General features: G+C 34.9%; 11 protein-coding genes, 1 tRNA gene and 2 pseudogenes. 9 read left to right on the top strand and 5 right to left on the bottom strand.

The genetic code is table 11. The annotated features are described in order from the left end of the window. The first annotated feature begins 255 nt into the window (after positions 1 to 255). Positions 256 to 1,169, top strand: a pseudogene (locus BA053_RS08755) (IS110 family transposase). 75 nt (positions 1,170 to 1,244) lie between these two features. Beyond that, on the top strand, positions 1,245 to 2,618 hold the full coding sequence (gene lpdA / locus BA053_RS01955) for a dihydrolipoyl dehydrogenase (protein WP_065094779.1): 1,374 nt from the start codon (positions 1,245 to 1,247) through the stop codon (positions 2,616 to 2,618). A gap of 5 nt (positions 2,619 to 2,623) precedes the next feature. On the opposite strand, the gene BA053_RS01950 is transcribed toward lpdA, so the two are convergent. Then, a complete protein-coding gene (locus tag BA053_RS01950; RefSeq protein ID WP_006279962.1) occupies positions 2,624 to 3,016 on the bottom strand; it encodes a hypothetical protein in 393 nt (130 codons plus the stop codon). Between the two features lie 69 nt (positions 3,017 to 3,085). Between BA053_RS01950 and murG the strand changes: the two genes are divergently transcribed. Next, positions 3,086 to 4,117 carry an undecaprenyldiphospho-muramoylpentapeptide beta-N-acetylglucosaminyltransferase gene (murG, locus tag BA053_RS01945; protein ID WP_015589119.1) on the top strand — a complete coding sequence of 344 codons (1,032 nt, stop codon included), beginning with the start codon at positions 3,086 to 3,088 and terminating at the stop codon, positions 4,115 to 4,117. On the opposite strand, the gene gshB is transcribed toward murG, so the two are convergent. Both gshB and BA053_RS01935 read right to left on the bottom strand, forming a co-directional pair. Further along, positions 4,102 to 5,031, bottom strand: coding sequence for a glutathione synthase (gene gshB, locus BA053_RS01940; RefSeq protein WP_065106696.1), 930 nt, complete (start codon positions 5,029 to 5,031; stop codon positions 4,102 to 4,104). The two genes, murG and gshB, sit on opposite strands and share 16 nt — an antisense overlap. A gap of 60 nt (positions 5,032 to 5,091) precedes the next feature. Further along, on the bottom strand, positions 5,092 to 5,688 hold the full coding sequence (locus BA053_RS01935; protein WP_065094776.1) for a BON domain-containing protein: 597 nt from the start codon (positions 5,686 to 5,688) through the stop codon (positions 5,092 to 5,094). A 140-nt stretch (positions 5,689 to 5,828) separates the two neighbouring features. Here BA053_RS01935 and BA053_RS01930 point away from each other — a divergent pair. From BA053_RS01930 to lon, 5 genes are all read left to right on the top strand, one after another. Further along, a tRNA-Leu gene (locus BA053_RS01930) sits at positions 5,829 to 5,910 on the top strand. A gap of 158 nt (positions 5,911 to 6,068) precedes the next feature. Further along, positions 6,069 to 7,403, top strand: coding sequence for a trigger factor (tig, locus tag BA053_RS01925; protein ID WP_065094775.1), 1,335 nt, complete (start codon positions 6,069 to 6,071; stop codon positions 7,401 to 7,403). An 11-nt stretch (positions 7,404 to 7,414) separates the two neighbouring features. Continuing rightward, positions 7,415 to 8,041 (top strand): ATP-dependent Clp endopeptidase proteolytic subunit ClpP, encoded by a 627-nt coding sequence (clpP, locus tag BA053_RS01920; protein WP_006280254.1) that lies wholly within the window; start codon positions 7,415 to 7,417, stop codon positions 8,039 to 8,041. After that, the gene (gene clpX, locus BA053_RS01915) at positions 8,041 to 9,318 is read left to right on the top strand and encodes an ATP-dependent Clp protease ATP-binding subunit ClpX (protein ID WP_065094774.1); all 1,278 of its coding nucleotides are present in this window, start codon (positions 8,041 to 8,043) and stop codon (positions 9,316 to 9,318) included. The genes clpP and clpX overlap by 1 nt, the downstream gene beginning before the upstream one ends. Positions 9,319 to 9,333: 15 nt before the next feature. Continuing rightward, positions 9,334 to 11,787 carry an endopeptidase La gene (gene lon, locus BA053_RS01910; protein ID WP_065106695.1) on the top strand — a complete coding sequence of 818 codons (2,454 nt, stop codon included), beginning with the start codon at positions 9,334 to 9,336 and terminating at the stop codon, positions 11,785 to 11,787. Here the strand turns inward: lon and BA053_RS07960 are convergent. Next, complete coding sequence (locus tag BA053_RS07960) at positions 11,784 to 12,041, bottom strand: hypothetical protein (RefSeq protein ID WP_245611034.1); 258 nt, start codon at positions 12,039 to 12,041, stop codon at positions 11,784 to 11,786. The genes lon and BA053_RS07960 overlap by 4 nt on opposite strands. Before the next feature lie 24 nt (positions 12,042 to 12,065). Then, positions 12,066 to 13,529: pseudogene (locus BA053_RS07955) on the bottom strand (ABC transporter ATP-binding protein); the annotation flags it as partial. Between the two features lie 229 nt (positions 13,530 to 13,758). On the opposite strand from BA053_RS07955, the gene BA053_RS01900 reads away from it, so the two are divergent. Beyond that, the gene (locus tag BA053_RS01900) at positions 13,759 to 15,057 is read left to right on the top strand and encodes a Na+/H+ antiporter NhaC family protein (protein ID WP_065106697.1); all 1,299 of its coding nucleotides are present in this window, start codon (positions 13,759 to 13,761) and stop codon (positions 15,055 to 15,057) included. The last annotated feature ends 24 nt before the right edge of the window (positions 15,058 to 15,081 follow it).

Below are 15,081 nucleotides of genomic sequence, written 5' to 3'. Positions count from 1 at the left end.
ACTTTTAATATGTTCCATTTTCCAGCTTTTAGTTGCTAAAATTATAACTCTTAGTTTAATAATTTTAATCTAATAAGCTTTCAGGTTAATAAAATTAAATTATTTGAGTAAATACAATACTATGTTTTTATTTGTGGGTAATAGTAAGGCTTAAAGCAAAATGTAGTACGAACGGTAGGTGGATCTAAAAGATCGAATTACAATCCTGTATACAGCATTTTGCATTATTGTTTGATTATATTTATAGGTACAAAAATGGCTAGAATAATTTTCATGGGAGTAGATGTTTCCAAGGAAGCATTGGACATCTCAATTAATGGCAAGCATACGCGCATAGCAAACGTGAGTGATGCTATATCTAAGTTTATAGAAACAAATATAGTCGATTTACCCATCAAGTTATGTGTAAACTGGTGGCTATGAAAAGCTCATTATAAAATTGTTGCAAGATAACTGTCCATAAAGCTCACCCGAATCGGGTATATGCATTTGCCAAAGCTTGCAATCATTTTGCAAAAACTGACAAGTTAGATGCTAAATTACTGGAAAAATACGCTGAATTTGTCAGTAAAGACGGTGAAGTAAAAGGATGTATAATTTCACAAAAGCAAGAGGAATTAAAGGAGCTGGGGGCAGTTGAGCGTAATTTAAATGATGCAATTCATGCAAACAAGTGTCGCCTGCAAAGTGCGACGGGAAAAGCTAGAGAATACATAGAAAGACAGATAGGGTTTGCTGAAAAACAATTGAAAGAAATTAGGCAAGACATAGAAGACGCAATAGCTGAATTGAAAGGAAAAAATGAGCTTTTAATCAGCTATAAAGGTATTGGATCAAAGACGGCGAGCGTTCTACTGACAGAGGTGCCTGAGCTTGGTAGATTAGAGAATAGAGAAATTGCATGCTTAGTTGGAGTTGCACCTAAAACTAGTGAAAGTGGAAGAAAAGTTGGCAAAGCTCAAATCAAAGGAGGCAGGTTTTATGCAAGGAAAGCACTATACATGTCAGCTCTTGTTGCTATGCGCCACAACAGAAAAATGAAAGCGTTTTATCAGCGTTTGGTTGATTCTGGCAAAGCTGCTAAGGTTGCATTAGTTGCTGTCATGAGAAAAATTATCGTTTGTTTAAATGCCATGATAAAAAATAACAACTTTTATCTTGACTCTTAAGACGGTAGATGACAGACCATTGATTGTATGGGTTCCATCTGTTATATATAATCTTTTTGAATACGAAGAAAACTGATGAATGAGTATGATATTACGGTTATAGGTAGCGGTCCTGGTGGTTATATAGCGGCAATTAGGGCGGCACAGCTTGGGTTTAAAACTGCAATTGTGGAAAAAGAAAAAAATTTAGGCGGTATATGCTTAAATTGGGGATGTATACCAACAAAATCACTGCTTAGAGCATCTGAGGTTTATAGGCTAATAAAAAGATCAAAAGAGTTTGGTATAGAAGTAAAGGGAGCGAATTTTGATATACAATCAATAGTGAAATACTCAAGAAACGTTGTTGATAAATTGTCAAGCGGTGTTGCATATTTGATGAAAAAAAATAATATCAAAGTTCATCAAGGTTTTGGTAAACTTGCAGGCAATAGTACTATAAAAGTCGTTAGCGATAAGGAAGAACAAGAAATTGTTTCCAAGCATATCATTTTAGCAACAGGCGTGAGGGCACGGAATCTGCCTGGAATAGAGGCAGATGGAGATTTAATATGGAATGCGCAGCACGCTATGACTCCAGAGAGATTACCAAAATCGCTACTAATTGTAGGGTCTGGTGCAATTGGAATAGAATTTGCAAGTTTTTATAGTACTTTGGGGGTTGATGTAACAATCATAGAGATAAAGAGCACTATTTTGCCGCTGGAGGATAAGGACATTTCAGATTTAGCACAAGAAATATTCACAAAACAGGGGATAGAAATATATACAAGCAGTAGCGTAAAAGCTCTTACTAAAAGTAAAGACTCTGCTCAAGTGCTACTAAGTAGTGGTGAGAGCAAAGAATTTGAGAGGGTGATTGTTGCGGTTGGAATTCAAGCAAATATTGAAAATATAGGTTTAGAAAATACAAAAATTAAATTAAGCCCTTCTGGCTTTATTGAAACGAATGAATGGTATGAAACTAGTGAATCAAATGTGTATGCAATAGGTGATGTAGCTGGCCCACCATGTTTAGCACATAAAGCGAGCCATGAAGCCGTGATCTGCATTGAAAAGATTGCTGGTAAAAATGCTCATGCGTTAAAAAAAGAATGCATACCAAATTGCACTTATTCTCATCCACAAATAGCGAGCATCGGCCTTACTGAGGAACAGGCAATAAAAGGTGGGTATGATATAAAAATAGGAAAATTTCACTCTAACTTTAATGGTAAGTCTGTTGCACTCAGTGAAACTGAAGGGTTAGTGAAAACGATTATAGATAAAAAAACCGGAGAAATTCTGGGTAGCCACATGATAGGTGCAGAAGTAACGGAGTTAATTAGCAATTTTGCTCTTGCAAAGCAACTAGAAGGAACAGACTTCGACATAAAATCTACGATTTTTCCTCATCCAACCATTTCAGAGATGATACATGAATCAGTGCTTGCTGCAGATGTTAAATAGTTGAACTAACGTTCCATCGTTTTAGAGTTGTCAATGTCTTGAGTAGTAGTTTGATTAGGCACTTTAGTTTCAATAGATTGATTACCACCAGCATCAGAATTCTGTAACTCTTCTTTCAATCCCTTAGCTGCTTCTTTAACTTCAAGCTTTGCCTTTGGATGAAGATCTTCTGGGCCTTTTCCTTTAGTATCCAAACCTTGTTGTAGATTAGTGCTTTTCATTTTATTATGCTGCTCGTGCTCAGGTAGGTCAACGACCGAATTGAAAAGAATTTTTATTATATTTTTTAGCAGTTCTAAAAAACCTCCGCTTCTGCCTTCTCTTTGTTCTTGAGGTTTATTTTTCTCATTAGGTTCTTTTTTACTATTACTTTTAGGCATTTTTAACTCAACTATCATAACGCTTAATAAAATTCTACGTGCAAATTGTTAAATAACAGTTAACAATCTAGGATTTATTATTTACAGATGGATATTATTTTAGCAACAGGTGGCACAGGTGGGCATATCTTTCCGGCCATAGCTTTAGCAAAAGCACTAAAGACACAAGGATACAATTGCATATTATTCACTGATAAAAAAACAAATAAAAATACCGACATAGAAAGCTACACCTTACCATTACGTAGACCAAGCAGCAACAAATTTAAGTTTTTCCTTTTCTTGATATACAGCTCTATGTTAGCACTGTATCAAGTAAGAAAATTAAAACCAAAATCGGTCATTGGTTTTGGTAGCTATGCTTCTTTTCCAACTCTTCTTGCAGCAAGAGTTCTTTCTATACCTATAATTTTACATGAACAAAACACAGTTTTAGGGAGAGTAAATAGATTCTTTTTCAAGAGTGCAAAATTAATTGCAACCAGCTTTCCGGAGACTAAATATGCAGAGGGCAATAAATGTATTTTTACAGGAAATTTTGTTGATATAAAAGCACAGAGCCATTCTAGCACTGAGAAAATCCTAAATATATTGGTCATAGCAGGCAGCCAAGGTGCAAATTTTTTTGATGATGTAGTAAGCAGCGTGATTTGTGATTTACCTATTAAAATGAAAAAGAAAATTAGAGTGACGCAGCAATGTACGAAGAAAAATGTAAACAAGGTCAAAAGTCTATACAAAAGTGAAAAGATCGATTGTGAATTGAGTGAATTTTTTGATGATATGGAGAATAGACTGGCCAATGCTCACTTGGTAATTAGCAGAGCAGGAGCAACTTCAATAGCAGAGATCACTCTTGCTAGGCGTTCTGCTATATATATTCCTTACCCTTACTCAAAAGATAATCACCAATTTTATAACGCAAAATATATTGAAGACTCGAGAGCAGCTATAATAGTTGAGCAGAATAGTGAAGCAAAAAAAAATCTAACAGAGGTACTATTTGATCTATTAAATAATTCTCAAAAATTGCGTGATATGACCAATAGTACAGAAAAAACAGGGATAAAGAATGGGACTACTGAGTTTGTTAAGGTGATTGTTCACAGGTTTAGTTGATGGCTGCTTGCTTTTTCTTCAAACACGTCCCAAAGATCCTTTTCTAGCGATATATTATACAATTTATTGATATGAACTACTCCCGTGGGTGAAGTTGTGTTAATTTCGAGCAGGAAGTCATCTATAATATCAATACCAACAAATATTAGCCCCCTTTTCTTTAATTCAGGACCAATTTTGTTACATATTTCATTGTCCCTATCGTTCATTTGAGCGGGTTCAAAACTTGCTCCAAGCCGCACATTTGTCCTGATCTCTCCACTGATTTTTGGAATTCGTTTCATTACACCAATTGGTTGGCCATAAAGTAGCAATATTCTTTTATCTTTATCTATGTTTTTACAAAATGATTGTGCAATCACAGGGCATTCGTATTTTGCTATCATGAGATCCACTACTACTTGAATACTATTCTCATCTTGTATTCTTATCACATCGTTTCCTCCATAACTATACAATGGCTTCAGAATAATATCTTGATAGTTGTAGTAGAAATCTCTAATCATTGATATATTTTCAGTAATCAAAGTTGGCGGAATTAGCTCTGGAAATAATGAAGTTATCAATTTTTCAGGACAATTTCTTATTTCTGTTGGATTGTTAATTACCAATGCGCTGGTTTTTTCTAAGATATATGTTGTTGTAATATAACGCATATCAAAGGGTGGATCCTGTCTGATAAATATGATGTCCATTTCATTCAGGTTGATTGCTACATCCTCTTGAGAGATAAAACTAAAATCATCAACGCTGACTTTCTGAGCCAGAGCAATTGGATGGTTTAGCTTTAGTGCTAAATTGTTAGGAGCATAGACAAAAACTTCGTGCTTCCTCCTTTGTGCTTCCTTTATTAGCACGAATGTAGTGTCAGTTTCAAAATTTATATTTTCATCCATCTGAAAGGCAACTTTCATTTATGTTCTCTACCTATTGTCACAATTGTACAAATGTTATAATTTGAAAGCGATTTTTGCCTAATGGCGTAACTTACTGTACCTATATCGTACATAACTCACAACTTGTTTTACTCCCTTTACTTTTCTTGCAATTGATATTACAGCTTTTAATTCCGCTTTATTTTGGGCTATACCCATCAAATAAACAACTCTATCAACCGTATTAACGCTATAATTAATTGATTTAATATTTCTTTTCCCCAGAAGTCTTGTTCTTATTTCCGCTGTTATCATGCCATCTACAGTAGTGTCTAGCATGGAAGCCATTTGTATTGGTATTACTCTTATTTCATTTATCACTTCTTTAATTTCTTTTTGCTGCCAAGCTATTTTTTCTGCTGTAAGTTGTTTTTCAGGAGTGTCAACACTTCCAATGAGCAATACTCTTCCTTCACTTACTTTAACCTTTATGGATGAAAATAGCCCATGTTTTAAGAGCCCCTTATTAATTCTGATGACCATAGTCGTATCATCAATGATATTTCCCAAGGATTTGTCCTGCATTGTTATTGCTGTTGCTGTCGCTGTAGCCACCACACCACCTATTATAAGGGTTGTGCAACCACTTTGTGTAATCAAAAAAATTGCGAGTAAGAAGCTTGTTATTAATCTCATTATTGATTTTCAGGGTTTAGAGCTTTCATTAAGAAATGTTAATAAGCTTTTTTGATTGTGTAAATACCATAAATTAAGTAAGACTTTAAACCTTGAATATTTTTAATGGAATACCTATAATAGGGTACTGAAAATTTCTTGCGGATATGGCGGAATTGGTAGACGTGCCAGGTTTAGGTCCTGGTGAGCTTGCTCGTGGGGGTTCAAGTCCCTCTATCCGCACTTTAAAGTCATGTAACTTAGGTTTTAAGGGAAAATTTATAATCACTAAATACACTTTTGTTTGTGTAAAAACCTGTTCTTAAGGATTGTGTTTAACTTAAATTCTGGTAAAATGACTCTATTAAGATATGAATTAAAATGTTAATAAATGAATTATGATGTCTAATAATATACCTCAAAATACAGTCGAAGTAAGTAGCGTATATACCTACAAAGAGCTTAGTATAGATAAACTAAAGTATGAGTATGAAATCACAGTTGGTAGTGATTATATAAAACAAAAGGTAAATTCCAGGTTGCAAGAGATAGCAGAAAATGCAAAATCACCTGGATTTAGGGCTGGAAAGATGCCCTATGACCTTGTTGTTGCAAATTATAAAAACGAGGCTTTGGAATATGTGATAAATAATACAATTGATTATTGCTCAAGTGATTTGATGAAAAAAATTGAAGTCAAGTCTCACATTTATTCTAAGGTTGATGTTATATCATTACCAGATCTGGGCAAAGAAAATGAGGAGGGCAATTTTGTATACAAGCTGTCTTTTGAGTCGATGCCTGAAGTACCGATGATAGATCTTGACAAAATAAACTTAAAGAAAATTGAAGCAAAGATTGAAGAGGAAGATATAAAAGAATTTATTGATTCTATCAAAACAAAGTTCCCCAATTTTGCCTCTGTTGATGATGCTTCTTATCAAGCGAAAGATGGGGATAAATTGATAATTGATTTTGAAGGGCGGATTAGGAATAAGCTCTTTCAAGGTGGAAGTAGCAAAGATTTTGCCGTTAATTTAGGGTCTGGCACATTTATTAATGGTTTTGAAGATCAATTAACTGGTATGAAAAAGGGAGAAACAAAGAACTTTAAGTTGAAATTTCCTGAAAATTACCAAGCCATTTCCCTTGCAGGACAGGAAGCTGATTTTTCTGTGCGAGTTAATGAGATTCAAATTGCCAAAGATTTTGAAAATGATGATGAAATAGCTAAGAGTATTGGGTTTAAAGATTATTCTTTGCTAATAAATCATGCAAAAAAAATGATTGGTGATCAGTGCACCGAAATGAGAAATCTCTTAATTAAAAAGGAGCTGTTTGATTATTTGGATGCTAATTATAGTTTTGATTTACCCACAGACATAGTAAAACAGGAGCAACAAAGAATGGAAGGAGAATTGGGTGCTCAAAATGATTCTCGTAAAGAAGCTGAAAAACGTGTAAAGCTTGCTATGTTATTTATGAAATTTAGTGCAGAACATAAAATATCATTAACTCAAAATGATGTTTTGAGTGTTATTGTAAATCAATATGTCAGTAAAGATGTGCAATTTGACAGAGTACTTAAGCATTTTGAATCAAATAAACAATTTCAAGAATTAGTTAGAGGGCAAGCGCTTGAGTATAAAGTGACAGATTATATAATAGAAAAAGTTAGTAAAGAAGAGCAGATTGTTTCTGTGAAAGAATTAAAGGAATTATTTGATAATATTTAATAGGAAAAGGTATGACTCTTATACCAATTGTAGTTGAACAAACTAGTCGCGGTGAGCGCGCTTATGACATATATTCAAGACTAGTGAAAGAAAGAATAATTTTTGTAACAGGTCCTATTGAAGACAATATGGCCAGTGTAATAGTAGCACAGCTTTTATTTTTAGAATCGGAAAATCCCGATAAAGACATTTGTATGTACATCAACTCACCAGGTGGTGTTGTAACTGCTGGTTTGTCGATCTACGATACAATGCAGTATATAAACCCAGACGTTTCAACTTTATGTATAGGTCAAGCTGCATCTATGGGTTCTTTATTGCTTGCAGCTGGTACGAAAGGTAAGCGCTACTCTCTACCTCATTCAAGAATTATGATACATCAGCCATCTGGTGGTTATCATGGTCAAGCAACTGATATAGAAATACATGCTAATGAAATTTTGCGGGTTAAGAAAAAACTAAATCAAATTTATGAAAAACATACTGGAAATTCACTGAAGAAAATTGAAGGAATGATGGAAAGAGATAAATTCATGGATCCTGAAGAAGCAAGGAAAATTGGCTTAATTGACAGGGTGATAGCTGAGCGTACAGATATTGAAATTGAAAATATTAAAGTTAAACAAAAGGTGGGTTAATGGATAACAATAATGATTTACACTACTGTTCTTTTTGCAACAAGGCGCAAGATGAAGTAGATAAATTGATTACTAACTCTTCGGATGGTTTAAAGGTGTTTATTTGTAATGAGTGCATAGAATTATCCCATAAAGCAATAAGTCAAAAGAAAGATAGATCTTTTAATTCAGATCGTATATCTGATATGAAGCTATTACTAAAGAAACCTGAGGATATAAAAAACTTTCTCAGCAAGCATGTTGTAGGTCAAGAACACGCGCAACACGTTTTATCTGTAGCTATGTATAACCATTGTCAATCCATGGTACAATTTCATGCTATAAGTGATATTGAAATCGAGAAGTCAAATATAATGCTTATTGGTCCCACTGGTTCTGGTAAGACTTTGCTAGCCAAAACACTTGCTAAAGTTTCAGATGTGCCATTTGCTATGGCTGATGCGACAACTTTAACTGAGGCAGGTTATGTGGGTGATGATGTAGAAAGCGTGTTGTCGCGTTTATTACAAGCTGCAAATTATGACGTTGTAAAAGCACAGCGTGGTATAGTGTTTATAGATGAAATAGACAAGATTACAAGAAAATCTGAAAGCACTTCAATAACCCGTGACGTTTCAGGTGAAGGGGTCCAGCAAGCTCTGCTTAAGATTATGGAGGGTACAGTTGCTTATGTTCCGCCACAAGGAGGGCGAAAACACCCACAACGAGAGTTTATACAAGTGGATACTAGTAACATACTGTTTATTTGTGGAGGAGCTTTTGAAGGCCTCGATAAAATTATTGAAGCGAGAAAAAAGGGAACGTCAGTTGGCTTTGGAGCAGATATAAGTCAGTCTAAAGAGCAAAAGAAAAAGAATGCTTTACATGATGTTCAACCTGAAGATTTAATCAAATTCGGTTTAATACCCGAATTTGTAGGGCGGGTTCCAATAACTGCTGTTTTAGATGAGCTGGATCATGAAGATTTAATACATGTGTTGACAGAGCCAAGGAATGCACTAATAAAACAGTACAAAGCATTGCTTGCGTTTAGCAAAGTAAACCTTGAGTTTTCAGATGAAGCAATATCAGCTATTGCTAAAAAGGCTATAAGCTACAAAACAGGTGCAAGAATGTTACGTGCTATCTTGGAGTCACTTTTGCTTGACATTATGTATACATCTGGAAACGGAGGCTTTGAAGGTAGCACTATAGTAATCACTAAGAAAATGGTAGAATTAGGAAAAGCAACGGTTAATCATAATAACAATGGCAATGTTATAACGGTTAATGATTAATTTGAGGCATATATTATGAACATTGAACGTGCTGTAAGCTCTAGTTTTACTGCATTGCCAGTATTACCTTTAAGAGATGTAGTAATTTTTCCAAATATAATGGTGCCTTTATTCATAGGCAGAGAAAAATCTGTTAATGCACTAGAGTATGCAATAAGTAGTAGTAATCACCAAAATGAGATTTTTCTTGTAGCACAGAAAGATGGCTCTGTTGATAATCCAGAGCCTGAAGATCTTTATGGAGTAGGTGTGTTAGCAAGCATTGTACAACCGTTAATAAAATTACCTGACAATGCAGTAAAAGTTATAATCCGGGGGATAAGAAGGGGAAGAGTTGTAGAATATATTAGCTCTCATACTTTATTACAAGCCAGGGTAGAGTTAGACAATTATTATAAAGAAGATGAAGACAATATTGATTTAGAAGCTTTAAGGCGGTCTGTTGTAGACGCGTTCGATAGCTGGTGTAAGCTAAACAAGAAAAATCAACCCGAGGTTGCCATTAACTCCATTGATCAAATCAAAGAAGTTGATCAACTTGTAGACACGGTAGCTTCACATTTAAATATAAAAGTATCAGATAAACAAAGTATACTTGAGGCTTATGACCCAGAAGAGCGTTTAAAAAAAGCTTTTGCTTTTATTGAGAGAGAAATGAGTATTTTGAACGCACAAAACCGTTTATATAAGACAATTAAATCGCAAGTTGAAAGCACTCAGAAAGTTTACTACCTTAACGAGCAATTGAAAGCTATACAGAAAGAATTAGGCGAATTTGAGAATGGTGATGAAGGGAATATGCTCAATGAATTTGAAAAAAAGATAAATGAAACAAAGCTTTCTCAGGAAGCAAGAGAGAAAGCTATAACTGATTTGAAGAGATACAAGAAAATGAATCCCATTTCTCCTGAAGCTACAGTTATATCTAGTTACTTGCATTGGTTGCTTGAGTTGCCATGGGGAAAGTACAAAGATGCAAAAATTAACTTAAATGCAGCTAAGAAAATCTTAGATGAAAATCATTATGGCATAGAGAAAGTAAAAGATAGAATAATAGAATTTTTAGCGGTATTAAAAAGAGTAAAAGAGATAAAAGGTCCTATACTTTGCTTAGTTGGACCGCCAGGTGTTGGTAAAACTTCTTTAGCTAAGTCTATGGCAAGAGCAGTAGGAAGAGATTTTGTTCGCATAGCTCTTGGTGGTGTGCGTGATGAGTCTGAGATACGAGGGCATAGGAAAACTTATATTGGCTCAATGCCTGGTAAAATCATTCAACACATGAAAAAAGCTAATTCATGCAACCCGCTTTTTCTGCTTGATGAAATAGATAAGATGGGTTCTGATTCGCGTGGCGATCCTGCATCTGCATTACTTGAGGTTTTAGATACTGAGCACAATAAACACTTTACGGATCATTACTTGGAAGTTGAGTTTGATCTTTCAAGTGTAATGTTTGTAGCTACGGCAAACAGCTTAAATTTACCACATCCTTTGCGTGATAGGATGGAAATTATACAATTGTCCGGGTATACTGAAGATGAAAAAATCAGTATTGCTACACACCACCTTATTCCGAAGTTAAAGAAGGAGCATGGTTTGTATCAGAAGGAATGGGACATAACTAATGAGGCGTTATACGAGTTGATACGTTTATATACACGTGAAAGTGGTGTGCGGAGTATGGAAAGGGAGCTTGCAAAGCTCATGAGAAAGGCAGTTAAAGAAATATTGACTGATAAAAATAAGAAAATATCCGTAGGGGTTGACAATTTACAAGATTATTTAGGGGTACGTAAATATACCTTTGGCATTGCGGAAAATGAGAGTTTAGTAGGAATAGTAACTGGGCTCGCCTATACTGAAACAGGTGGTGATATTTTGATGATAGAATCAGTCCTAATTCCGGGCAAGGGAGAAATAAAATACACAGGAAAGCTTGGAGAGGTTATGCAAGAATCTATAAAAGCTGCGTATAGTTATATTCGATCAAATTGTTTGTTTTTTGGTATAAAGCCCGAAAAATTCCAAAATAATGATATACATTTACATGTACCTGAGGGTGCGGTACCAAAAGATGGCCCTTCTGCTGGCGGCGCGGTATGTACGTCTATTGTTTCTCTTATGACGAATATACCAGTTAACAAAAATGTTGCTATGACAGGCGAAGTGACATTGCGTGGTAGAGTTTTAGCTATTGGGGGCTTAAGAGAAAAATTGCTTGCAGCGCTCAGAGGATCAATCAAAACTGTGATTATACCAAGTGAAAATGAGAAAGATATGCAAGAGATTCCGGCAAGCATCAAAGAGGGGATCAACGTAGTTTTTGCTAAGAATATTGATGAAGTTATGAAAGTTGCTTTAATGCACCCTACTACTCCAATTGATGGTGATGATAATCAAAATAGTGTGCCTTCCTCTATAGAAAGTAAAGATGATACTTTTCCTATGTCGGAAACATTGAAGCATTAGATTAAAAAAATATTATCAATCTCCATTTCTCTTTTATCCGGCAAAAATCCACCAACTTGCGCATTCCATAGGGCCTTATACATTCCGTTTTTATCGAGAAGTTCCTGATGCGTGCCATCTTCTAAAATCTTACCTTGATCAAACACTAAAATGCGATCCATATGCAAAAGCGTAGATAGGCGGTGGGCTATTACTATTGTAGTTTTATCTTGCATCAACTCCCATAGAGATTCTTGAATATTACTTTCAGTCACAGAATCAAGTTGTGATGTTGCTTCATCCAGAATTAATATAGGAGCATCTTTTAAAATAGCTCTTGCAATTGCAATACGCTGCCTCTGTCCTCCTGAAAGTTTTACACCTCTTTCTCCAACGAGAGACTCATAACCTTAGGGTAATTTTGAAATAAACTCATGAGCATGTGCTTTTTTTGCCGCTTCAATTACTTCATCATCGCTAGCATCTGTTTTTCCATAGCGAATGTTTTCCATCAGAGTTCTATGAAAAAGTGATGGATCTTGTGGAATCATGCCAATATTTTTGTGTAAAGAATCCTGGGTTACATTGCGAATATCTTGTCCATCAATTAAAATTTTTCCAGATTGTACATCATAAAGCCTAAGAATCAGGTTTACAAATGTTGATTTACCAGCACCTGAATAACCAACAAGTCCTACTTTTTGACCAGACTTAGTTATTATGGATTTGTCTTCAAATATTGGTTCTGCATCTTTATAATGAAAATGAACTTTATCAAAACTAATTTTCCCCTTTTGAACGACCAGATCTGCTGCATTTAGCTGATCTTGGATTTCAGGGATTGAAGTAATTGTTCTCAAAGCTTGAGTAATCCTTCCCCATGACTTAGAGAATTGTGAGAAATCTTTAGCTATCATCCAAAGAAAATTAGCTATTGCTATATTAACAGTAAGAACAAAAGCAAAATCTCCAGCAGTAATTGACCCTTGCCCTCTTCCTTTAATTAGGAAATATAAATTAAGTATTTGCATGATTAGAAATAAGAAGCCATAGAAAGTAAAAATCCACGTATACAGCCACTGAAGTCTTTGCTCTGCTTTAACAGCCTCGCTATGAGTAGCTCGCAAAGATAATCTTTCTTGGTATTTGCTGGCAAATAACCTTACAGACATGATATTTGAGAAGACATCTACCATTTTACCAGTAATGCTTGAGCCAAGCTCTGACCATGCATCTGCAAGACGCGTTACCTTTCCTGCAAGTAAGAGGGAAGACAGAACAAATAATGTAGACCAAGTCAACATCAATAAAGCAAAATTAATATTTACTTGCCATAAAAAGTAAATTGCGATACTAAGCGCTAATGCACGACCCATGACCCTGTCAGCCATAATTTGCATGATATCTGGAATATAATTTGTCAAATCATTAACCTTGTTAGCAAGACTGCCGGAGAAGTTATTTTGATAGTAGCTATTATCCTGATTTAATAATATGGCAATACTCGATTCAACAATGTTTTTACGGAGATTAGGGATCATCTTAATTTCAAAAAAATAGTTGTATAATCTATTCATACACTCAAGTAAAAATAGTATTAGTACATAGGATATAGCAGGAGTTGCTATGCTACGAAAAAGATCATCTGCACTGATACGATCTATAATAACTTTTATTAAATATGGATTAAAGGAAATATCGATAGCCCAGACTAATGCTGTCAGTAATACTATCCCAATATGAAACAGAAATGGACGCAGCATTTTCAAGATGAAAGATACAACCTGCTTTGTTGTTATGTCATTCATATTTTTTACTTATTCTATCTCCCAGTTTTATTCAAGTAGATGATATATTATAATAGTCCTTTTCATGGAAACCTTTTCTGGTAGATTGCTTTCTAGAAAAACCTTGGTCAAGGTGCTAACTGTGGTTTATAATAATATAAATTATATCATAGTTGATAGCGTTTATCAGAGCTGGAGTAGAGGTATGTTTTATCTTACAAATTTTTTGCCTATTTTACTGTTCCTATTTCTTTTTGTAGGAAGTGGTATATATTTTACTGTTCTTGGCGTGTTAAATGCTTTTTATCAGTTATCTCCACTGGTAGCCATTGCTCCTGCCATAGCTCTGGGCTGGGTTTTATACAAGGGCAATACTGAAGAAAAAATGTATGCCTTTCTAGATGGGGTAAGAGATCGTAATATTATCACTATGTGCATCATTTTTTTACTTGCAGGTGCATTCAGTGAAGTAACTAAAGCAATCGGTAGTGCTGATGCCACAGTTAATTTGGCTCTTTCATTTATACCAACACAATTTTTACTCATAGGATTATTTTTTGTAGCAGCTTTCATCTCCACTGCTATTGGTACATCAATGGGCACCATTGCAACAATTGCTCCTATTGCAGTTGAACTGACACAAGCTGGGATTTCTCCTTCCTTAGGAGTTGCAACTGTTGTAGGAGGAGCAATGTTTGGCGACAATTTATCTATTATCTCTGATACTACAATTGCATCTGTGATGTCTCAAAAGGCTGATATAAAGAAAAAATTAAAACTGAATGCAAAAGTGGCACTAATTGCTTCTATATTCACAATAATTATATTATTTTATAGCTCAAGCAATAGTGCTGCTATTTCAGTTAAGGAGTATTCTTTATTGCTTGTGACTCCTTACATAATACTTATATTGCTTGCAAACTTTGGAATTAATGTATTTACGGCATTGGTTTTAAGCATAACTTTTGCTGGAATCATTGGATTTATAAATAACAACAATTATGGTTTATTGTTTTTAAGCCAAAATATCACTAAGGGGTTTATGAGTATGCATGAAATTATGCTACTGTCATTAATGGTTGGCGGGCTTTCAGGACTGGTAGGTAAAAATTCTAAGGAGTTTGCAGATAAACTTTCATCTTGGGTTATGATACAACGTGGTGGACAAAAAACAGCGCAGTTATTTATTGCAAAAATAGTCAGTATATTTGATATTTTACTTGCAAATAATACCATCGCTATAATTTTTAGCGGTGAAATTGCTAGAGATATTGCTAAGAAATATGAAATACCGCCTCACTATAGTGCAGCATGGCTAAGCATATTTTCTTGTGTATTTCAAGGATTAATACCGTATGGCGCTCAATTGCTTTTGGCTAGCACTATTGCTGGAGTTTCACCTTTGGCAGTCGTGCCACACGTATACTATTGCTATGTTTTAGGTATTAGAGGTTGTCCACAAACCAAGGAATACGTAGTATATAAAGAAAGAATATTGAGGTAAGAGATGAGGAAAAAATATCCAACA

Source organism: Wolbachia endosymbiont of Nomada ferruginata, from assembly GCF_001675785.1.
Classification (GTDB): Bacteria; Pseudomonadota; Alphaproteobacteria; order Rickettsiales; family Anaplasmataceae; genus Wolbachia; species Wolbachia pipientis.
This window is presented reverse-complemented; position numbering and strand designations above follow the sequence as displayed.

Bases quoted from the DNA above. Each gene is read 5' to 3' on its own strand.
- lon (WP_065106695.1), top strand. From the start codon at position 9,334: ATGAACATTGAACGTGCTGTAAGCTCTAGTTTTACTGCATTGCCAGTA.
- gshB (WP_065106696.1), bottom strand. From the start codon at position 5,031: ATGAAAGTTGCCTTTCAGATGGATGAAAATATAAATTTTGAAACTGAC.
- tig (WP_065094775.1), top strand. From the start codon at position 6,069: ATGTCTAATAATATACCTCAAAATACAGTCGAAGTAAGTAGCGTATAT.
- clpX (WP_065094774.1), top strand. From the start codon at position 8,041: ATGGATAACAATAATGATTTACACTACTGTTCTTTTTGCAACAAGGCG.
- lpdA (WP_065094779.1), top strand. From the start codon at position 1,245: ATGAATGAGTATGATATTACGGTTATAGGTAGCGGTCCTGGTGGTTAT.
- BA053_RS01900 (WP_065106697.1), top strand. From the start codon at position 13,759: ATGTTTTATCTTACAAATTTTTTGCCTATTTTACTGTTCCTATTTCTT.
- BA053_RS01935 (WP_065094776.1), bottom strand. From the start codon at position 5,688: ATGAGATTAATAACAAGCTTCTTACTCGCAATTTTTTTGATTACACAA.
- murG (WP_015589119.1), top strand. From the start codon at position 3,086: ATGGATATTATTTTAGCAACAGGTGGCACAGGTGGGCATATCTTTCCG.
- clpP (WP_006280254.1), top strand. From the start codon at position 7,415: ATGACTCTTATACCAATTGTAGTTGAACAAACTAGTCGCGGTGAGCGC.
- BA053_RS01950 (WP_006279962.1), bottom strand. From the start codon at position 3,016: ATGATAGTTGAGTTAAAAATGCCTAAAAGTAATAGTAAAAAAGAACCT.